Genomic DNA, 21,029 nt, shown 5'->3' on the forward strand with positions numbered 1-21,029 from the left:
AAGGCCTCGCTCATGACGGATCAATCGCGTCGTCCGACGGTTCCTCGAACACCTCGGCGAGGTCCTCCAGGGAGATGGACGGGCTGAACAGCGGTCCCCCTTCCGTTCCGGAGAACTCCTGCTGGAACGGGTTCTGTACGAGCTGCAGCGCCAGGCCCGCCGAGCCGTCGGAGTCCGTGTGCCCGAGGTCGGTGTGGAGTCTGCGTACGTCGACGACGCCGGCGCCCGTGGAACGGAACAGGACGGTGGTGGTGCCGACGGGCAGCGGCGGGCGGCGCGCGACGGTGAACCCGCCGCCGTCCGGCGCCTCCACACCGAACTGCAGCCCCTGGTGCGGCTCCTCGATCAGGACACGCGTGGCCGGGCCGTCGAAGAGCGCCAACAGCACGGCGGGCGCCAGGCGTTCGATGCGCAGCGGCCGCAGCGGCTGCCCGTCGTGGAAGGCCTGCGCGCGCAGCCCCGGCCAGCCCGAGACGGCACGGGAACGGAGCAGGAAACCCGTGACCGTGCCGACCGGTTCCGCGTCGTAGGACAGACCGGGCTCCGCCGCCTTGATCCACACATTGCGTTCGGTGGCGTCCACGGCGTCGCGGATCCGCTGGTGCCTGGCCACGAGATGGGCCCGGTCCCGCGTGGTGGAGGCCCCCGCCGAGAGCGCGCCGTCCACGGCCGCGTCCGTCCAGTTCCGGTCGAGGAAGAAGAACCGCGCGGATTCCAGCGGCAGGAGCCGTTCGTCGGTGACGAGATAGGTGAAGGGGACCCCCTCCAGCAGACGCAGCCGGGCGAGCCAGTCCAGGACGTCGTCCGGGGGCGGCTGCGCCGCGCTGACCTTGCCTGCGGCGGCGGTGAGCACCTGCTCGACGGCGGCCTCGGAGCGGTATCGGGCGCTCATGGGAAGAGCTCCTCCAGCGTGGTCGGCGCGTGGTTGGGGTCGAACAGCGTGGCATCGGGGTCGAGCCCGGCCTGCCGGGCGATCTCGCGCACCCGCTCGTGCAGGGCGTGGCGGAGCGGGTCGAGGTGGCCGGGGTCGTCCCGCAGCCCGTCGAAGGTCTGGAGGAGCGGTGTGGCGGGCGGCGCGGGGTCGGTGTCGGTGCTCACCGGCAGGTCCCCGAGGATGTGCCGTACGACCTCCGGCCGCAGTCCCGTGCCGGAGACGATGAGATCGGTCGGGAACCGCGGCAGCGCCCACACCGCGTCGGCGAGCGGCACCGGTGCGCCCAGTGGATCGCGGCCGTCGACGAGCGTGCCGATCAGGGCCAGGCCGAGCCCCTGGCCGACCGTGAGCCGGGTGAGCCCCAAGTCCCGTACCTCCGGTACGAGTTCGAGGGCCGCGGCGGTGAGGTCGAGAGCCAGGGTGCGCCTGCGCCAGTCGCGCAGCGAGGCCAGGAAGCGTGGGGACGACAGGGCGAGCAGCCGGCCGACCTCGTGCGCGGCGGCCAGGCTGAGGTCTTCCAGGCCGTCGGTGGCGACGGCACGCCCCTGGTCCGCCGTCAGGAACGGGGAGCCCGCCGTACGTCGTGGCACCTCGCGCGGCGTCAGCGGCCCGCGGTACCAGGCGGCCGTCTCCTCGCCGCGCCGCGTCGTGTGACCGATGACGGTGTGCCCGCTGGGCGCGACGGCAGGGCACTTGTCCCGCACGGTGCCGAGCGCTCCCACGTGGAGGTGCTTCATGAGGGAGCCGAAGTCGCCGGCCTCCGGGGCGCAGCGGAACCGCCAGTGGGTGAGGACCGGGAAACTGACGGCCGGGCCGCCGGGCGCGGCCTCCGCGCCGCCGGGACTGCCGCCCGGAGCGCCGGTGGCGGTGGGCAGTTCGGAGATCCGGCCCTCCAGGGAGACCAGACACGCCTGGTACGCGAGCCCCGGGCGCGGCAGCCGGGCGCAGATGACGACCGCCAGGAATCCGTCGTCGTCGCCGAGTGAGAGCTCCGAGTCGCCGAGCGACACCTCCCGTACGTGGCACAGCAGTTCCAGCTCGTCGGGGCGCGGGAACAGGGCGTGGACGACGTCGAGGGTGGTGTCCAGACGGTCGCAGGTGCCCGAGGCCCCGGTGATGCCGAGCGCGCCGTGCAGGGCGGCGGGGACGGCGGTGCTCACCGGCTTGTCGAGGGCGACGGCGCCCTCGCTCTCGGTGAGCAGGACGAGGGCGAGCCACGGCCGACGCTGCGGATCCGCGTCGACGGTGACCAGCCGTTCCCAGGGCAGGGTGCGGCGGCGCAGCACGACCTGGGCGAAGCGGGTGTCGAAGGAGCCGACCGCCTCCGGGGGAGGGAAGACGCTGCGCAACTCGCCGGGAGTCAGGGCGAATTGGGGAGCGGTGACGAGTGCGTGACGCTCCACCGGGGTGATCGAGGGGGCAAGGGGGCCGTCCGGGGCGATCGTCTGCGTCATGCGGACCAGGTGCGGCCCCGCCGTCACCGGTGGGCGGGCGAAGCCGTGCAGACGGTACTGCCCCGGGCCGAGATCACTCATCGCGCCACTCCGATCCATGTCACGGCCGACTGTCCCGAGCCCTCGCCCGCCAGATCACCCGCGAGGGCGGGCAGGCCGTACCGGAGGATCGCGCGGGCCACCCGCTCCGCGGGCTGCGCGCTGCCCAACACCCCTGCGGGGCACCACCGTTCGTCGTACCCGGTGGTGACCGACACCGAGGTTCCCCCTGTCGGCGTCACCGGGTAGAGCAGCAGGCTCTGTCCGCCCTGCTCGACCGCGAGCGGAGGCGTCGGCTCCGTGGCGCCGCGGACCCGCTGGGCGCCGTCGAGGCCGAGGAGCAGTCCGTCGGTGTCCTTGACGGGTTCCGCGGCGGACACCACGAGGACGACGCACCGCGTGGAGGCGGGCAGTTCAGTGGTGATCAGGCCCTGCCGGCCGACCAGTTCGCCGCCCGTGACGAGGGCGACCCGCGCCGGACGCAGCCCGCGCTTGGCGCCGGGCGCGTGAGTGTTGACCCGGGCGCCGGGCACGAGCACGGTGCCGGGCCGCACCTGCGCCCCGAACGTCGACGGATGCCAGCCGGAGAGACCGGCGCGCCGGGGCCGGTTCGCCGCCGGCGTCGTCCCCAGCCCGATCAGGGCGAGGATGTGCGCGCCCCGGGGAACCGGCAGCTCCGTCGTGGCCGCCACCTCGGCGTCCAGGAGAGCGGCCCCCGCCCGGTCGAGCGCCACGACCCGGACCCGCTGATCGCCGGTGAGGGCGAGGCGCGGCCGCTCGGTGCGCACGTCGTCGGCGGCGCGGAGCAGCCGCCACACCTGGACCTGACCCGCGCCGAGCTGCACCGTGCCGTCCACGATGTCCCGCTGCCCCGAACGCAGCCACGGAGCCGAGTGGTCCACGCTCAACAGGCCGCGCAGCACCTCCCGTTCCTCGCCGCCGCGCGAGAAGCGCCGCCCGCGGTCGCGCGCGGTCGCCCCGGTGGTAGCGACGGCATCCGCGAGTGCGGGCACGGTGTGCAGCCGGGCGGCCGTGGGCAGCGCCTGCACACGGGCCTCGGCCAGGGTGGGCGCGGCCCGGCGCGGCCACTCCCGTGTCCGCACGGTGGTGCGCCCGTCACGACGGACCGGGCCGACCGGCGGCCGCAGGGACGCGAGGAGCACCGGAGGCGCGACGTACGGCGGCTGGGGGTCCGGCTTCTGCGGCGGCCGCCGCGGGACGAGCTGCAGCGGCGGCAGGACCGGAGCCACCAGACCCTCCGTGACCCTTGACAGCCGGGGAGGCGAGATCCGGTCGGCGGCCAGCAGCGCGAGGGCGAAGCCGCTCGGCCTGTTTGGACTGCCCCTCAGACACCGGCCGAACGCCGCGAGCCCCGCGCCGCGCGCCAGGAACTCGGCCGTCCTGGCCAGCGTGTCGGAGCCGGACTGCGCGCGTGACCACCGCACGGCGGCCTCCATCGCTGCGGACCAGGCGCCCGCCGGATCGCGGTCCTCGCTCAGCGGCAAGGACTTGCGCACACCGGGTTCGACCTCGTCGACGGTGCCGGTGGCGAGTCCTCCGCCGAGGCGGGTGACCGCGGCGAGGACGAGCCCGGTGAACGCCTCGCGCACGCCGCCCTCGTCCAGCTCCACGTCGTCGAAGCAACGCCACACGCCGTCCGGGACATTGCCGCGCACGGGCGTCGTCGCCAGTGCCACCGCGGTGCCCACCGGAGTGCCGCCCGCGTCGAGGCGGACCATCTCCACGCGGTGCTCGGAGACCACGTCGAGGTGTTTCATCGGGCCGAGGTCGAGCGCGGCCCCGCCAAGGACCGCGTCCCCGGCCCGGTTGCTCGCCGTACGCGTGGTGGAGACGAGGGTGAACTCCGAGGTGAGCCGCAGTGGGTGCGCCAGGCTGCCGTCCTCCGGGGTGCCGCTCGGGCTGCCCGGATCGAGGGCCACGCCACCTGCTCGTACGGTGAGACTCATCGTCTCGCCGTGCGGGTCGCCTGCGACCAGGTACTTGTCGTGGAACGCGGCCCAGCCCAGGGGCGGCGGGGAGTCGGGTGTGCCGACGGCGCCGAAGGCGACCTCGACCTTGGCCACGTCGAGGTCCAGGAGAGCCACCCCGCGCAGGTCCGGGCCCTGCACGATGAGTTCCGCCGAGAGGGAGAAGCCGATCGTGATCCGGATGTGGACGAACCAGACCCGGATGTCGATCTCCAGGCGGGCGCTGACCCGGACGAACACCCCGACGTCGTAGAAGAAGGGATCCCAGGAGACCAGCGCGTCCAGGCCCGCGGCGAACGACGCCTGGACGAAGCCGCCGTCGAAGGCCGCCTCCACACGGGCGCCGGCCATGACACAGCTGGAGGTGAGCGTGAAGTAGGACTCGCCCTTGATCGCGATGGCCTCGCTGACCCGCCAGTGGATGCCCAGACGGGGCACGTCGGGATAGTGGGCGGGTTTCGCGAAACGCGGATGGTAGCCGCCCAGGGACAGGAGGAACTCGCCGGTGCGGAACCAGATCACCATGGCGAATCCGCCGCTGAGCCGGCAGTCGCGGCTCAGCAGCCAGGAGTTGTCGGTCAGTTGGGCCTCGACGGACAGGAGTGCCTCGCGCGTGGAGAAGCGGGCGCGCAGGGCCAGTTCGATGGAGGCGATGGGTTCGGCGGGGTTGGGCAGCCCCATCCGGGACAGCCCGAGCAGGACCACCTCGACGTCCTTGTCGAAGGCCACGGCCAGCACGGCCACGGACTCCACGACGGTGAAGCTGGTGAACCGGACCCCCGCGGCCAGCCAGAACGCCCCGCGCCGCGGCGGGAACGTACGGCCCATCGAGTCCAGTGCCTTCATCGGCTCGCGGACCACCTCGCTGCCCGGATCCATGGCCGCCACGAGCGGGAACTGCCCGACGTCGGTCACCTTCGCGGGGAGTTCGAGTCCCCGGTTGAGGCCGAGTCCGGCACCGATGCCCGTGATGAAGAACGCGGGCGGTCCGCCGATCGGCGCGGCGATCGCGGCGATGCCGAACATCGAGGTGTAGCGCTCGGCCGAGCCGGCGACGGGGTAGGTGCCGTACGCGCCGACGGCGGTGAGACCGAAGCCCGCCGCCTCGACCTTGAGCATGCCCGCGTACTCCACCCCGCCGTCGCGTTCGCGCTTGCGCAGCCCGCCGGCCACCTTGACGCTCGGGCCGTCGTAGGAGACGGCGAGACCGGCGAGGCCGAGGCTCCAGGTCCTCGGATCGGCCGGTGTCGCCCAGGGGATGTAGAGCCCGAGGTCGTCGACGTCGACGGCAAGGCCGCCGAGCGCCACGCCGCCGTCGACGAGCACGCCGACCTTCCGCGGCTCTTCGCCCTCGTAGGTGATGTCGAGGCCGACCTGCGCGAGGTGGATCGGGCCGAGCTGCTTCTCCACCACCAGCCACCACGGGCCGGAACCCTCGCCCGCGCTCAGCCGCAGCGTCACGGCCTCCTGACCCTGCTTCCACAGGGCGAGCGCCGGATGGAAGCCGGGCGCGGCCGGGGTGGCGTCGCCGCCCGCGGCATCCGGCTGCAGGATCTTCGCGGCGACCGGATTGGTGCCGCCCCCGGCGGAGCCGAGCGGCACGGCCATTCCCTTCAGCGCAAGGCGCGCACCCGCGTGGCGGAATCCCGCCGTGTCGTGCGCGTACGAGCCGTGCAGCTCCAGGGCGTCGATCCGCAGCCCCTGGTCGAGCAACGGGCCCTTCGCGCCGCCCGCCGTGAACCCGAGCCCGCGCACCCGCAGCGCGGGGGAGAACCGCGGGTCAGGTCCCGGCAGCGCGTCCGGCAGGCTGGCGAGCCACAGCTCCACGTGCGCCGAGCCCGCCCCGGCGGCCGGTGGCTCCCAGGAACCGTCGGCGGAGAGGGCGATGACGACATCCCCCAACTCAAGGAGCGGATAAGGCGTTTCGACGAGTTCGAGACCGAGGCCGTACCGGCTCGCCCCCTGTCCCTCCTCGGCCCTGAGCACGGACAGCCGCACCGGCCCGAGCCGTGGCGTCACCGCGAGCAGGAAGCCCGCCAGAGCGCTCAGCACACGCGGGGTCGGTGTGTCGAGCAGCCCGTCGGCCAGCCGCCACGGCGCGCCGGGCGGGCTGCCGGTTCCGCTCAGGACCTGCGCGGTGTGCAGGATCTCCCCCACGGTTTCGCTGCCCACGGGAGTCTTGAGCAACTCCGTGACGGGGTCCGGGGTGAGGGCCAGATCGGCGGCCAGGGGCACGGCCACACGGCGCATCAGCTTGGGCACGGCTCCCGCGACATCGGCGGAGTCGTCGCCTCCACGACGGTGTACGAGCAGAGGGCTGCCCGGCACGCGTACGACCAGCGCCTCGCGGTCCGTCGTTGCGGGCGGATCAAGCCACAGCCCCGTTTCGAATCGGCCCTCGACACCGTCCAGCGCGATCCGCACGAACGGCATGAGGTCGACCGGGCCCGGGAACAGGGCGTCGGGATCGACGACGGACCACGACACATGGCAGGGGCCGAGCCCGGCCGTCGTGGCGGTGAACGACACCTCGGCGTCCGTGCCGGGCACGGGGCGCAGCCCGCCCGCTGAGACGGTGAGGCGCGGCTCGCCGCCGGGCGCCGTGTCCAGGTCGACGACGAGGCGACCGCCGGGACTGCGCCACAGAACGGGCGGGTCCTCGGACGCATCCCCGATCAGGGCGCGGGCGAGCCCCTTCAAGGCTCCCGTCACCTCGGCCGGGCGCCGCCGGAACCGCGCACCGAGCTCGTCGGCGGGAGCGGACGCCAGCAGCTTCAACTGGTCTGTCGAGGCCGAGCCGTCGGTCTCGGTCAGCCCCAGGGCCGACAGGAGCTCGGCGAGCGCCGTGGCGATGCGCGCGAGCCGCGGATCGACCGGGCCGCCCGGTTCACCCGGTTCGCCCGGTCGTGCCAGGTCCCGCAGCGCGTCCAGAAGCATCGGAAGGGCGTACCGCGCCGCCTGCTCGCCGAGCTCCGCGAGCGCGCCGAGCCCCGGCGTCTGCGGATACAGCGGTATGTCGATCCGGGGCGCCCCGGCCCGTGGCGTGAGCCGGGCGGACACCCGCACCTCGGGCCCGGCCTCCAGCTCCAGACCGACGGCGAACCCATCGGGCCCGGACCGCTCGGCTGACAGCGTCAGCCAGGCGGTGACGACGGGACCCGGCCGCACCCGCCAGCGCACCGCGGACTCCAGAGCCGAGGGCCCGGCCCCGTCCCGCAGCCGCAGAGTGATCTCCAGGTCCGCGCCGACCTCGGCGACGCCGATCGAACCCCGCCCCGGCAGCGGCAGGACAGTCAACCCACCGGGTACGCCGATCAGTTGGGCCACCGCGTCCAACAGCCGCACCATGCGCCCCGGCGCGAGCCGGAAGGGCTCGCCCGGCTGCCGGTCCGCGCCGAGGACCTCCGCGAACTGTCGCGCGGGCGCGGTGAGGAGAGGAACGGGGGAGCGGACCGACGACGGAGCTTCGGGGCGCCGAGGATCGTGCGCCAGGAGGCCGAGCACATCGAGGAGCGGGTCGAGGACGATGCCTCGCTCGCGCAGGGACTGCAGCGCCCGGCGGACGAACTCACCGCCGGTGGTGAGCATCAGCAGACGGGCCAGCGCCGGCAGATCGGGTTCGGGAAGAAGGGCTGCCTCGGCGTCTCCGGAGCGCAGCCCGAGGGTGAGGGCCGGGGCGCGCCGCGGAGCGGTGACGAGCGTGCCGTGCAGGGTCGCGACGTCGGCGAGCGGCAGCCCGCGCGACGGCGTGCTGACCGTGATCACGCCATCGGGGCCGACGGTCACGACCAGGCCGCCGGTGGAGGGCGACTCCGCGCCGCCGTCCGGCAGTCCGGTCAGTCGGCGCAGTGTGTCGAGCACAGCGGGGTCCGACAGGACGACCCGTATGAGCCCTGCGGGATCGGCGATCACGCGCTCCAGGGCGTCCGGCCGGATCTCCACCCGCTCGTCGGTCGTCAGGGCGGCCACATCCGTGCGTACGAGGAGGTCCACGAGGTCACGGACGGGCCCGGCCGACGGTCGCGGCGACAACTGGTCCGCCAGCAGCCCCAGGAGCCGGCGGGCCGCCGCGTCCAGGGTGTGCGGGGTGATCGCCAGCCGGCCGTGCCCCACTCCGTCGAGCGCCGCGTCATGGAGCACGGCCGACACCGAGGAGTCCGCGAGGCGCGGGCCGACGGCGACCAGGAGCTCCGCGCCGCGCAGTCGCGGCGGCGGCCCCGCCTGCGCACCGGCCTGCGGCGGCCCCTCGACGAGCCAGCCGCCGGGCCGCCGCAGCGTCACCCGCACCCGCAGCCGGGGCGTGGTCCGCGCCGCCTGTCCCTGTGTGGTGGTCAGCGCCAAACGCCATGCGTCCAGGCGCAGTTCACCGCGGCAGGTGAGGCCTCCTGCCGTGGTCGCCTCCGTGCGGAAGGCCAGGCCTAGGCCGAGATGGGTGGCGCGGGCGCGGCTCTGTGCGGCCCCGCCGCCGGGCAGCCGTCGACGGACCTGCGCCGCCACCTCGGTGACGAGGGCGGTGAGCGCGCCGTGCAGTTCCTCCAGGGTGAACTCCGTGACGACGTTCAACAGGGGAGCGGGCGCCTGCGACGGCATGGCCATGGGCGTGAACGCCGACACCGGGAACGGCAGGGAGCGCCGGCCCGCGGGCGCGTCCCCGCTCACGGCGGCCCAGGTGGCCAGGAGTTCGGCCAGCGGTGCGGCACTGGCCGGAAGCCCCGCGGGCAGCAGGTCCACCAGGGACTGGAGCAGCCGGAAGGCATCGCGTACGCCCGGCAGTTCGAGCCCGTCCAGGGGGCCCGGCCGTGCGGTGTCGGACAGTGCCCCGCCCAGCGTGACGAGGTGCGCGAGGCCGCCCTCCGACCAGACCTGGGCGGCGGGACGGGCCGCCAGGGAATGCGCGACGAGCACGACAGGGGCCCCGGCCAGGCGCCGGAGTTCGGCAACGACCCTGCGCAGACGCGCCGTCGACTCCTGCGTCGGCGGAAGCAGCACGTACCACGGGCCGCTCGCGGCGAGCCCGCCGAGGTCGAAGGACTCGGCCGCGAGGCCGGGCGTCCGCAGATCGATCAGGCGGGCACCGGGTGCCCCCGGCTGGCCGGGCCAGGGCCGTATGCCGGGCAGGTCGCTGGAGACGTACACCGTGCGGGAGGCGTCGGCGGCGGGCAGATGGTCGGTCAGCTTGTACGTCTCCGGCGCGCAGAGGTGACCGTGCGGCACCGCGGTGGTGGCGAGCGTCGCTCCGGACAGTACCTGCGCGGAGGAGGGCAGCAGTCCGTCGCTGCCCGCGGCGTTCTCCAGCAGCGTCGCCAGGCCGGACGCCAAGTCCGGTCGGCCGTCGAGGAGTTCGGCCAGGGGGTCGTCGAAGCGGGCGGCTCCGGCGAGGACCGACGTGAGCCGGTCGATGCCGGGGAGCGGGGCCGTGCGGTCCAGCGCCGCGGTGAGATCGGCGGGGACGAGCTGGTCGAGCACGTCGCCGAGACCCTGCAGCCCGGGACCGTCAGGATCGAGCCATACGAGGAGTTCGGGGCCCGAGGCCGGCTCGCGCCGCGAAGCTGAATCGGACCCTGAGGCCGGTTCGTTCCGCGAGGCGTGTTCGCTCCGCGAGGCGCCGAGCGGGAGCCGCCAGGGTCGGTCGTACGTCCCGTCTCCCGCGACCGCCACCTCGCGGACCTGCTCCGGCCCGCCCCGGGAGAGGAGTTCGCGGACCAGCGCCACGGCGGCCACGCTGCGATCCGTCCCCCCGGCGCCCGCCAGGACGTCGCCGAGCCAGGAGCGGAGCGCGTCCACCGGGTCGGCGACCAGCCCCTCCAGTGGCAGTGGGGGCCAGTCGGTGAGCAGCTCGCCCAGGTCGAGGCCCGAGTCCTCCTCGCCGGGCACCCGCAGTCGTCCGCGTGCGGGCAGCCAGCCGAGCAGCGCGGCCATGACCTCCCGGGGGTCGAGTCCGTCCGGCGGCGTCGTGCGCAGCAGTGCGAGACCGGCGAGCCGCGTGAGCGCGGGCCACAGCTCCGAGCCGGTACCGGGCGGCAACGGCTCGGCGCCCGTGGCGAGTTCGAGCGGATCAGGCAGTGCCACCTCGTCCTCGCCGACCAGGACCGAGGCCCCGGAGATCCGGGCGCCGGCCACCCAGCCGGCCCCCTGCCGCCACCCGCCCGCCAGCAGGATTGAGCGCGCCTTGAGCCGCACGGGCCCGGCGTCGAACACGAGATCGTCCCCCCAGGCAAGACGCACCTCGGCGGCGATCAGCGCGACGACGGAGGGCGGGGCCGCAAGGGGCAGCGTCAGCCGTACGGCCTCCAGGGCGGCGGACACCCGCACCGCTCCGCCCGCGACGGGCAGCGGCGCCGCGTCCATCCTGATCCCGACGGTCAGCCGGGGGGAGGCGCCGGCCTCGTCCTGCCACAACAGCACGGACATGCGGACGGGGAGTCCTGGGCCGTCCACGGGAACGACCCAGGGGTCTTCGGCGCTGCCCGCGCCGGTCGGGGCGGGAGCGCGCACGAGCACGGTCAACTGCTCCGCGATCGCGCCCCATCGGCCCGGGGCACCGGCGAGGACCCGCGCGTGATAGCGCAACAGGGCGCCCGCCGGGTCGCCGACGATCTCGGTGAGGGGCGGCAGCTCCACCGGCCAGTCGGCCGTCGGTTCGCGCAGGGCCAGCAGCACGAGCAGGGCCGTGGCACGCCGGGCGCCGCCGTCCTCGTCGTCGGAGAACAGGGTTTCCAGCGCGTCGGCCAGGGCGTCCACGCCCATCCGAGCGGCGGCCTCGGCCAGCGCCTCGACGCTGGAGAGGTCCAGACGTGCGTACGGATGCCCGTCGAGGACGACGTCGACCGCCTCCAACAACAGCCGCACGTCGCGGTCCACGCCGACCGAGAAGCCCGCCGACAGCGTCCCCACGCTCAGGACGGCCTCCTCGGGAGGGGCGGGGCGGCGTACCAGGTGCCCATCGGCGCCGGAGACCTCGACGTGTACGCGTACTTCGGGCAGCCAGAGCACATCGGCCCCGCCGCCGAGCCGCACGGCCAGCAGATCCGCCGAGGCATGGGCGGAGACCGCCTCGCCCCACTCGGCGGCGGCCGCCAGTCCCAGCTTGAACTCCAGCCCGTCGTCCGCCGCTTGGGCGACGAGCCGTACGCAGACCAGCACGCCGGGCAGCGGACTGACGCAGAGCAGATACGGAGATGACTTGGTCCCGTCGCCCCGCACAGGGAGCTCCGGTGAGAGCCCGATCAGCTCGGCGAGCGTCTCAAGCCACGCCCGCGCCGCAGGCGGCGGCACCGGTTGGCCCGGCCTGGGGAGGAACACCGCACGGACCCAGTCGGCGAGCACCAGCGGTCCGGAGGCCGGGAGTTCGGCCAGCGGGAGCGGCGGAATGACGGAGGTGTCACCCAGCCCGAACAGTGTGAGCAGCAGCCACATCCGGTCGGCGCTGTCGGGGTCGATCGCCCCCCGCGACCGGAGCAGTTGGGTCAGCAGGTCGGTGAGCAGGGGAATCAGTTCACCCAACTCATCGGGCAGCGACCCGTCGTCGATGTCCAGATCGCGCGGAGGCCTGCCCGGTATCCGCAGACCCATCAGGCCGAGCCGCAGCCGGGGGCGGCTGTCGGAGTGGGTCGGGACGTCCGCTCCCACACGCAGGCGCCCCAGACCGAAGTCACCCGGTGCGGGCGGGAGTTGGAGGTTCACCGCGACACGGATGTCGCCCTCCGCCGTGCCCGGCAGGAACTGCGTGCCCTCGGGACCGGTCCCCAGGATCGGTACGACGAGCGAGGCGGCGCACTCCACCTCGGCGACCCGCAGTGTGGCGCGGGCGGCCAGCGACAGCGTCACCGCGTCGCCGGATTCGTCCACCACCAGAAACAGGCGCCCCGCCCCGGCGCCGCTGCCCGTGGGCAGGGGGATCCAGGTCCTGCCGGGTTCCGCGCCCTCCGTTTCGAGGGCGGCGCTCTTCGCGCTGCCGAGCAGCGCGGTGGCGAGTTTCAGCGCGGCCGCACGCCGTACCGGATTCCGGAGTACGCCGGACAACTGCTCGGCGGGATCCTTGAAGAAGTCCTCGTTCACCTCGAGGCCGCTCGCCGCGCCGCTTTCCGGATCGCCCTTGAGGACCCCGAGCGCGACGGCGAGGCGCAGCAGTTCCACGGGCAGGCTCGGAAGAGTCATCGCCGCCTCGGAGGGTCGATGGCGTGCAGGGCCTGGGGCACGACGGTGAGGACGCCGTCGGAGGCGTGGACGGCCCCGGGGACGAGCGGCCGGCAGTGCTGGTCCTCACCGGCCAGCGAAGCGACGTAGCGGCACACCGCGATCAGTGCCTGCCAGCTCGCCGCCACGGCGGTCTCGCCCCAGACGTCCACGAGGAGCTGGGGTCCCCGCGCGGTCGTCTCGGCCGCCACGACCAGGCCGGCCGGTGCCTGCGGAGTGCCCACGGCCATCGGAACGACGAGCTCCACCTGTTCCGCGTCACTGCCGGAGATCTGGTCGCATTGCGTGCGCAGCCCCACCAGGACGACGCCTTCCAGGAGTGCCGTGCGACTCTCGCGGTGGTGGATGCCCAGTTCACTGTCGAGGTCCTGCCAGACGAACCACCCGTACCGGCCCTCGCCCCGGGCCAGGGCGGCACGGAACAGGCACTGGAAGAGGACGTTCCGTACGTCCGAGGGCGGCGCCGGCCACCCCGGTGGCCAGCCACCCGCCGGTTGCCGGCCGCTCGCCAGGGCCCGCAGCGTCTCGAGTTCGTCGCGGCACTCGCCGGACAGCGGAGCCTGTTCGAGATCGTGGTACGACCAGCTGTCCTGCTCGGCCCAGTCGGGACCGGGCCGGGCGGCGGCCGACACGTGAGAGAGCGCCATGGCTGACCCCTCCGGAAGGTACGGCGGGTGCCGGCGGCCCCCTTTGTCCCCTCTGCTTTGTCCCCCTCTACCTTTTACTAGCTGATCTCGCGGAGCTGCATACGTCAGGAGGCGTACAAGTAGGGGAACGTGAGCCTCGAGTTCTAGGCTGCTGCGATGAACGACATCACCGGCACCGTCAAGACCATCCGGATCAGACCGGGCAGCCCGCAGGACGCGCCCGCCGTGCTGGGCATGCTCGACTCGGCGGTCGCCTGGATGAACGCCCGCGGCAACACCGAGCAGTGGGGCACGACACCGTTCTCGCAGCGGCCCGACCGGGTGGAGCGGGTCGAGCGGTACACGATCGAGAACACCCCGTACATCGCGGAGTTGGCCGGAACGCCCGTCGGGGCCCTGGTGCTGGACGACGGACCGAGCCCGCAGATGCCGATCCCCGAGGCCGAGGAACCCGAGCGGTATGTGCGGCTGCTGGTCACCGACCGGACATACGCGGGCCGGGGCATCGGAGCGGCGCTGCTGGCCCATGCCGTCGAGGAGACGCGGCGGGCCGGGGTGGAGCTGCTGCGGGTCGACTGCTGGGCGGGCGGCGGGGGCGAACTGGTCGCGTTCTACGAGCGCAACGGCTTCGTCCCCACCGACCGTTTCGTCGAGGACGGGTGGCCGGGACAGGTGCTGGCCCGGCGCGTGCCCGCCTCCTAGCTCCCTGCGAGGTCGAGAATGCGCTGGACCAGGTCGGGGTAGGTCCAGCCCGCTCCGGACGCCGCGAGCGGCAACAGGCTCGTGGCCGTCATGCCCGGCAGCGCGTTCACCTCGATGCACATCGGCTCGCCGTCCGCGTCGCAACGGAAGTCGGTGCGCGAGTAGGAGTCGCTGCCGAAGCCCAGCGCACGGTGCGCGTGGAGGGCCGACTCCTGCAGCCGGGAGGCGAAGTCGTCCGGGACGCGTGCGGGGCACACCTCGCTGGTGGCTCCGGGCTGGTACTTGGCCGCGTAGTCGAAGACCGGTGTCGTCAGCTCGATCTCGACCACCGGAAGCACCTGGTCGCCGAGGACGGCCACGGTGAACTCGCGCCCCGGCAGGAACGGTTCCACCATGAGCTCGACGCCGCCCGAGTGCACCTCCGCGGCGACCTGGGCCAGCCGCGGCAGCGAGTCGACCCGGTGGACCGACACTCTCGACCCGTCCGCCGCGGGCTTCGCCACCACCGGGCCCGCGGCGAGCAGCCGTTTCACGCTCTCGGGTACGTCGACGATCCCGGGGCGCCACAAGGCCCGCTCGACGACCGGCAGCCCCGCCGCGGCGAGCACCGCCTGGGTCCGTCCCTTGTGCCAGGCCGCGGCGCACGGCGCGCTGCCCGCCCCGGTGAACGGGATGCCCGCCATCTCAAGGAGCGCCTGGACGTGCCCGTCCTCGCCCCAGCCGCCGTGCAGGGCGAGGAACACGACCTCGGCGGCGCGCAGGTGGTCGAGGACCGGGCCGCCGGTCAGGGCCGCGTACATGCGCCGCCGCCACTGCTGTTGATCGGCGAGGGAAGGGGGTGCCTTCGCGACGCCGAGCGCCTCGACCGTGTCGCCGGGGCGCAGCGGTCCTGCGAGGACCGGCACCACCGCGGCAGGATCGACCAGCACCACCTCGTGGCCCCGCTCCAGCAGGGCCTGGGTGACCGACCGCCCCGAGGCCAGCGAGACGTCCCGCTCGGGGCTCTCTCCACCGCACAAGATCACAACATGCATGGAGGAGATTCTTCCGCATGGCTGCCGGGCGTACCCCGGTGGTCGGCCCGAGCGGTCCCGAGCGGTTCCATCAGGACGCGGAAGGCACCTCGCGCCCCAGCCAGGCGGCCAACTGCCCGTACGCGTCCGCTCCTTCGGGGGCGGGCCGGACCGGCGCGAAGGGGACGGGCCCGCCACGCCGATCCTGCGCGATGGCCTGCCGCGCGAACGCCAGGGAGAACTCGGCGACGTCGGGGGCGAGTTCGATCGCACTGTCGAGAGCGGTCCGCAAGTCCCAGGAGTGCGCGGCGATTTCCATGACGACGGCGCTCAGGGTGCCACGCAGCGGCATCTTCGCGAATCCGAGATCGACCACGTGCTCAAGGGCGGGATCGTCGAGTCCTTCCCCGGCGGCGACGAGACGCTCCGCGGCAGCGGCGTAGGCCGCGGCCCAGCCCTCGTCCGCGATCTCGCCCGCCCCGCCCGTCGCCTGCTCCAGGGGGCCGCCTTCGGTGATGATCGCGTAGGCGAGGGTGTTGCCCAGGACATGACTGATGAGAGCGCGGACGTCGAACTCGCTGCAGGGGGTGGGGTCGCCGAGCCGCTCGGGTTCGACGGTGGCGACGAGCGCGGCGAACTGATCGGCGGTGCGGCGCAGCAGGGGGCGGGGGTCCGTGGCGGTGGTGGTCATGTGGGGTGGCTCCTCAATCGGTTCATCGGTGGTTCGGCGGTGCGGTGGTGCGGTGGTGCGGCGATTCAGGGGTTCGGCGGTCCTGCGATGGGTGATCCGCGTTTCCGGAGAGAGCATCACGCCATAACTTGACAAGTGCCGTCAGGTTTTCTTCAGGAGTGTCGGCAGGGCCGGTCGAGAAGGCGGAACGTGGGGCGCAGGTGGGAGGGCGGTCCGGTTCGCCGCTCGGGGTGATCCATGACTCGGACCTGCGTGTCTGCTGGGGAGGTCTGCTGGCGCGACGCTGCCGAAGGCAGAGGCCCGGCCTCGCGGGCCGATCTGGGCGCGTCCAGGGCGGATCCCGGGCGTTGACTGGATTTCGGCGTCCTTCGCCCTCCGAATTCTCTGATGGAACGTCATCATGAATCCGTCCAGGTGTAGTTGGGGCCTGCGAGGCGCATGAAGGTCCGAGGGGGATGCGTGAGCGACGCGGAGTGTGGGGAGAGCGGGGGCATCCTCGGGCTGCGTGCCTGGGTGGCCGCCGCGACGGAGCGGGCGGTACGGCTGTTCCCGTTCACGGAAGGGTCTGCGGCGGCCCCCGCGGATTACGACAGCTCCGTGGCAGAACTGACCGCACTGGTCGAGCTGTTGGGCCATGATCCGGCATTGCGCGGCGCGGTGACCGTGCGGCTCGGCTCCGTGTTGACCATGCGGTATCTCGCGGGGGACGGCGCGACCGAGGACAGGCAGCGCGCGCAGCTGCTGCTGCGGGGAGCGCGGGATCAGGGCACCGCCGTCGGGGCGGGGACAGGGCCCGAGGACCGGCAGTGGGCCGCGCTCTTCCTGTTGCTGCTGGTCATACCCGTACGCGAGATGGGCGGCGGGATCAACAAGGCGCCCGCTTTCTCCACCGTGTTCGACTGGAACACACGGCAGGGTCCGGTCGGCATCGCCGACGCCGCCGTGGAGATGCGGGAGCTCACGGCCGAGGTCGCCGGGCTGCCCCTGCCGCCGGAGATGACGCGGCAGATCCAGCAGGTGGGCGGGTTGATGTCCGCCTTCTCCGGCAACGAGACACCTGCCGGGATGAGCCGTCTCGTCGACAGCCTTCCGGACGGTTTTCCGTACATGGACGAGATGCGGATGATGATGAGCATGATGTCGGGGCCTGGTGGGCCTGGTGGGCCTGGTGGGCCTGGTGGGCCTGGTGGGCCTGGTGGGCCTGGCGAGGCCGCCGGGGTCGCAGGGGGTGCCGGGGTCGCCGGAGCAAGTGGTGCGGCGGGAACTGCTTCGGTGCCCGCCCCCACCCCTGCCCGGACCGAAGCCGCCCTCGCCCCGGAAGCTGACGACGCCGAAGCCGCTGATGACACCGAAGCCGCCGATGACACCGAAGGCGCCGCCGTCTCCGCCGCCCTCAACGCCATCCTGCCCGCCGCGTTCTCCGCCATGGAGGCCGCCCGAGGCGGCGACCCCGAGATCCTCAACCAGGCCATCGCACGCCTGCGTGCCGCCCGTCAACGGCTGCCGCGGGACCACGAGATGGCCGCCCTCTCGGAGGCTCTCATCGGCTCTCTGCTGCACCTGGCACAGGGGGTCGGCGGCAACCTGCAGGACCAGACCGTGGCCCGCGCCTACACACAGGACATGGCCGGGAAGCTCGCCGCCCTCACCGACTCGCCGGACCCCGACCCCGCGACCGCCGAATTCGGCCTGATGACCGACCTGTTCGGGCTCCTCGACCAGGTGCGGCAGGCGGACGAGGCGGGCGACGCCGCACGGGCGCGTGAACTCGTCGACGAACTCGAAGCGCTCGTCGCGACCACCCCGCCCGATCACGACTTCCGGTTCCAACTCCTGCTGGCCGTCGGCCAGGCGTGCACGACACTCGGCAGGCTCACCGGCGACGAGGACATGCTGCTGCGCGGCGTCGCCCACCAGGAACAGGCCGTGGCGACGGGCGGCACCGGCGCCTCGTTCGCCAAGGAGTGGCTCACCTCGCTCAGCACGAGCTGCACCGCCATCCGGGCCGCCCTCGCCGAGGACCCGTCCCTCATCCAGGACAGCCCTCCGCCGCCGGACGCCGCGACGGGCGACCACTGGACGTTCGCACTGTCGCTGGTCACACGCTACGGCCTGACTCGGAACCCCGCCGATCTGGACACCGCCCTCGCCGAGTTGGAGCGGGTCCGCGACGGCGTACGAAGGGGTGACATCCCGCACTTCGCGGCCGACGCCCTGTGGAAGCTGGCGGAGGGCTACCGGACCCGCTGGTCCCGCAGCGAGAACGCGGCGGACCTCACCGCGGCCACGGCCGCCGCCACGGAGGCCCTGCAGGCGCTTGCCGCAGACGTGGTGCTCCAACTGGGCGCCGAGCACGGCCTGGTGGCGGCACGCTCCGGCGCGACGCGCGGTGTGCAGGCCGCCATCTGGGCCGCATCGCGCGGACAGGTCGAGGAGGCGGTGGCCGCGCTGGAGCTGGGCCGGGCCCTGGTGCTCCAGGCGGCTTCCGCGTCCCGCGCCGTACCGGAACTCCTGGCGGCCCGTGGACACCACGAGCTCGCGGAGGCATGGCGGACCTCGCGCGCCACGGACACCGAACTAGGCTCCCTCCCGGCGGAGTTGCCCAGCACCCTTCGTCGCCGCGCCCTGGAGGCACTCGGGTACCGGCAACAGGGCCTGTTCACCACACCCACCGTCAGCGAGCTGCAGGCAGGTGTCCGCGAGGGCGACGCGGACGCCCTGGTGTATCTGCTGGCCGGCGAGGGCGAGACCCCCGGCATGGCGATCATCGTGGGGCCGGACACCGGCACCGGGGTCCGCGCGCTGCCGCTCCTCTCCGAGACCGAGAGCGGGCCCTTGGAGCACTACTTCGGCGCGGCCGCCGCGCGGTCCGAGCACCCGCGCGACCCCGCCGCCACCAAGGCCTGGGAGGAAGCCCTCTCGGAGCTGTGCGACTGGGCGTTCCGCGCGGTGCTCACCCCCGTACTGACCGGCGTCACCGAACGGCTCGCCGCCGACGAGGACCGCCGCAAGGACCGGCCGGGGCCGCCCCGCATCGTGTTCGTCCCGTGCGGCCGTCTCGGCGCAGTCCCCTGGCATGCCGCGCGCCTGCCCGCCGCCTCGCCCGCCGACCACGCCTGCCAGATCATGGTCATCAGCTATGCGGCGTGCGGCGGCCAGTTCCTGCGCACCGTCCGCAGGGCACGGCGCGACCCCGCCACCGCGCCGACCGCGCTCGTGGCGGACCCGCGTCAGGACCTGACCCGCGCCGAGCAGGAGGCCACCGCCCTGTACGAGGCGTACTACCCGCAGGCGCGCCTGTACGGGGAGTTCTACGAACCGCCCGCCGAGCCGGAGGCCACCGGCACGCCGGACGAACTCCTCGCGTTCCTGGGGGAGTCCCCGGCCCTGCTCCACGTGGCCTCCCACGGTTCGGCCGGAATCCGCCCCACCGTCTCGGCCCTGCACCTCGCCTTCCCCGACGGCAGCGACGCCCTGCCCGCCGAAGAGGGCGGCCCTGGCGCCGCAGCGGATCTCGGCATGCTGACGGTGGCCCGGTTGCTCGACGGAGCCAACGGTGAACAGGCCGCCCCGGACGGCCCGTTGGTGGTCCTCAGCGCCTGCGAGACCGACCTGAGCACCCGCGACCACGACGAGGCACTGACCCTCACCACGGCGTTCGTGTCCGGTGGCGCGCGCGACGTGGTCGGATCGCGGTGGACCACCCAGGACGGCGCGTCGGCGCTGATGATGGCCGTGTTCCACCACTACCTCAGCGTCGAGAGGCACAGCCCGGCCGACGCGCTCAGGGCGGCCCAGATGTGGATGCTCGACCCCGACCGCGAGAACCCGGGTTCGCTGAGCGGCGAGCTCCTGCGCGAGATGGGGCGGCCGGGCCTGGACCGGCTGCCGGTCTGGGCGGCGTTCATCCACCAGGGGCATCCGGGCCAGGGAACGGAGGCGGTGTGAATCCCGAAGAGAGGCTCCTCGACCTGGTCGGCGAGCACCGCGAGAGCATCCGCGCATGCCTCGACGACACACAGCACGAGCTGCTGGTCGCTCGGGTGCGCGTCCTCGCCGATACGCCACAGGACGACAACAAGGCCGTACGCAGGGCCTTTCAGGGCGTCCGGCTCGCACTGCTCCCGCTGCCCTTCGACCATCCGGTGCGGCTCGCCCTCGACTCCGAGCGTCTGGCGGGGGCGCCGCTCGGGCCGCCCGTGGTGGCGGAGGCGCACACGCTCCTCGTCCGGCTCGCGGACCCGCCACCCGCCCCCGACGACTGGACGACGATCGTCACCTCCGCGCGGCGCAGACTGCTCACGTCCCCCTCCCTCTCGCAGGACGAGGCACGCACCCGCTGCGGAGACCCCGTGCCGTCCGAACTGATCCGCCTCCAGGACCCCGAACGGGGCCCGCGCTACCCCGAGTTTCAGTTCGTCCGCGACGGCAGCCCGTACGCCGTCGTCCTCGAGGTCAACCGCCTCCTCCTCGCGGACATCGACCCCTGGGGCGCCGCCGAATGGTGGCTCACCGGCAACACCTGGCTCGGCGGCCCGCCCGCCTCCTTCCTCGGCCGACTTCCGGACGAGCGGTTGACCGGCGCGGCCCGCGCACTGGTGGAGGGGGACGGATGACCGGCACCGTGCCGCCTTCCTCGTACGAGATGACGCCGCGCCGCCAGGCGCTTCCGAGGGGGACGCGGCTGTGGCGGACGCACAAGGCGAAGCGGCGGCCCGGGCAGTTCAACCCGGTGTCCGTGGACCCGCACTTCGGCGGCAACCGCTTCGACGGCACGTCCTACGACCCGTACCCGTATCTGTACGTCGCCGACGACGCCGCCACCGCACTCGCCGAAACGCTGCTGCGCTCCCTGGAGTTCGACGTCGGGACCGGGATGCGTCTGATCCCCTACGCCGCCGTGAAGGACAAGTCGCTGAGCCTGCTGCGGACGCGCTGCGAGCTGACCCTGGTCTCCCTCACCACCGAGGCGGATCTGGCAGCCGTCTGCCAGGATTCCTGGCTCCTGGAGGCGGAGGGGGAGCGCTACGCGAAGACCCGCCGCTGGGCCAGCGAGATCCGTGTCCAGGCCCCCGACACCGCGGGCCTCATCTGGCAGTCCCGGCGCAACCGGCCACGTCTCGCCCTGGTGCTCTTCGGTGACCGCTGCGCCGAGGACGCCCTGGCGGAGGAGCGGGGCGGCGGCATACCGGACCTGGGCTCACCCGCGGGCGTCACGGAAGCCAACCGACTCCTCGCACCCCTGAGGGCGGCGATCGTCCCGCCGTGGCCGGGCGAAAACCCGTTGGGTGGAGGTGGCGGCCACTGCTAATGTCCCGGAGGCCGTGCGAGAGAACGAGGAGGTGGTACCCGTGAACGCAGTATC

10 protein-coding genes are annotated in these 21,029 nt (G+C 73.6%); 4 read left to right on the top strand and 6 right to left on the bottom strand.

Annotation, left to right across the window (positions count from 1 at the left end):
• Positions 1-10: 10 nt before the first annotated feature.
• The 4 genes from AB0B50_RS03410 to AB0B50_RS03425 are packed head-to-tail and all read right to left on the bottom strand — an operon-like array spanning position 11 to position 13,258.
• Positions 11-892 (bottom strand): hypothetical protein, encoded by an 882-nt coding sequence (locus AB0B50_RS03410; protein ID WP_362324756.1) that lies wholly within the window; start codon positions 890-892, stop codon positions 11-13.
• On the bottom strand, positions 889-2,469 hold the full coding sequence (locus tag AB0B50_RS03415; RefSeq protein WP_362324759.1) for a hypothetical protein: 1,581 nt from the start codon (positions 2,467-2,469) through the stop codon (positions 889-891). The genes AB0B50_RS03410 and AB0B50_RS03415 overlap by 4 nt, the downstream gene beginning before the upstream one ends.
• Positions 2,466-12,572, bottom strand: a complete 10,107-nt coding sequence (locus AB0B50_RS03420; RefSeq protein ID WP_362324762.1) for a DUF6603 domain-containing protein — start codon at positions 12,570-12,572, stop codon at positions 2,466-2,468. Before AB0B50_RS03420 ends, AB0B50_RS03415 begins: the two co-directional genes overlap by 4 nt.
• Entirely contained in the window at positions 12,569-13,258 is a 690-nt protein-coding gene (locus tag AB0B50_RS03425) for a hypothetical protein (protein WP_362324765.1), read from the bottom strand. The genes AB0B50_RS03420 and AB0B50_RS03425 overlap by 4 nt, the downstream gene beginning before the upstream one ends.
• Before the next feature lie 156 nt (positions 13,259-13,414).
• Between AB0B50_RS03425 and AB0B50_RS03430 the strand changes: the two genes are divergently transcribed.
• Positions 13,415-13,960: a GNAT family N-acetyltransferase gene (locus tag AB0B50_RS03430; RefSeq protein WP_362324768.1), complete on the top strand. Its 546-nt coding sequence runs from the start codon at positions 13,415-13,417 to the stop codon at positions 13,958-13,960.
• Here the strand turns inward: AB0B50_RS03430 and AB0B50_RS03435 are convergent.
• Both AB0B50_RS03435 and AB0B50_RS03440 read right to left on the bottom strand, forming a co-directional pair.
• Positions 13,957-14,994, bottom strand: coding sequence for a D-alanine--D-alanine ligase (locus tag AB0B50_RS03435; protein ID WP_362324771.1), 1,038 nt, complete (start codon positions 14,992-14,994; stop codon positions 13,957-13,959). The genes AB0B50_RS03430 and AB0B50_RS03435 overlap by 4 nt on opposite strands.
• A gap of 70 nt (positions 14,995-15,064) precedes the next feature.
• Positions 15,065-15,664, bottom strand: a complete 600-nt coding sequence (locus AB0B50_RS03440; RefSeq protein WP_362324774.1) for a TIGR03086 family metal-binding protein — start codon at positions 15,662-15,664, stop codon at positions 15,065-15,067.
• 459 nt (positions 15,665-16,123) lie between these two features.
• Between AB0B50_RS03440 and AB0B50_RS03445 the strand changes: the two genes are divergently transcribed.
• The 3 genes from AB0B50_RS03445 to AB0B50_RS03455 are packed head-to-tail and all read left to right on the top strand — an operon-like array spanning position 16,124 to position 20,975.
• On the top strand, positions 16,124-19,612 hold the full coding sequence (locus AB0B50_RS03445) for a CHAT domain-containing protein (RefSeq protein ID WP_362324777.1): 3,489 nt from the start codon (positions 16,124-16,126) through the stop codon (positions 19,610-19,612).
• On the top strand, positions 19,609-20,280 hold the full coding sequence (locus AB0B50_RS03450; protein WP_362324780.1) for a hypothetical protein: 672 nt from the start codon (positions 19,609-19,611) through the stop codon (positions 20,278-20,280). Before AB0B50_RS03445 ends, AB0B50_RS03450 begins: the two co-directional genes overlap by 4 nt.
• Positions 20,277-20,975 carry an RES family NAD+ phosphorylase gene (locus tag AB0B50_RS03455; protein ID WP_362324783.1) on the top strand — a complete coding sequence of 233 codons (699 nt, stop codon included), beginning with the start codon at positions 20,277-20,279 and terminating at the stop codon, positions 20,973-20,975. The genes AB0B50_RS03450 and AB0B50_RS03455 overlap by 4 nt, the downstream gene beginning before the upstream one ends.
• The last annotated feature ends 54 nt before the right edge of the window (positions 20,976-21,029 follow it).

The organism is Streptomyces sp. NPDC041068, from assembly GCF_040647455.1.
Taxonomy (GTDB): domain Bacteria; phylum Actinomycetota; class Actinomycetes; order Streptomycetales; family Streptomycetaceae; genus Streptomyces.

Bases quoted from the DNA above. Each gene is read 5' to 3' on its own strand.
- AB0B50_RS03410 (WP_362324756.1), bottom strand. From the start codon at position 892: ATGAGCGCCCGATACCGCTCCGAGGCCGCCGTCGAGCAGGTGCTCACC.
- AB0B50_RS03415 (WP_362324759.1), bottom strand. From the start codon at position 2,469: ATGAGTGATCTCGGCCCGGGGCAGTACCGTCTGCACGGCTTCGCCCGC.
- AB0B50_RS03420 (WP_362324762.1), bottom strand. From the start codon at position 12,572: ATGACTCTTCCGAGCCTGCCCGTGGAACTGCTGCGCCTCGCCGTCGCG.
- AB0B50_RS03425 (WP_362324765.1), bottom strand. From the start codon at position 13,258: ATGGCGCTCTCTCACGTGTCGGCCGCCGCCCGGCCCGGTCCCGACTGG.
- AB0B50_RS03430 (WP_362324768.1), top strand. From the start codon at position 13,415: ATGAACGACATCACCGGCACCGTCAAGACCATCCGGATCAGACCGGGC.
- AB0B50_RS03435 (WP_362324771.1), bottom strand. From the start codon at position 14,994: ATGCATGTTGTGATCTTGTGCGGTGGAGAGAGCCCCGAGCGGGACGTC.
- AB0B50_RS03440 (WP_362324774.1), bottom strand. From the start codon at position 15,664: ATGACCACCACCGCCACGGACCCCCGCCCCCTGCTGCGCCGCACCGCC.
- AB0B50_RS03455 (WP_362324783.1), top strand. From the start codon at position 20,277: ATGACCGGCACCGTGCCGCCTTCCTCGTACGAGATGACGCCGCGCCGC.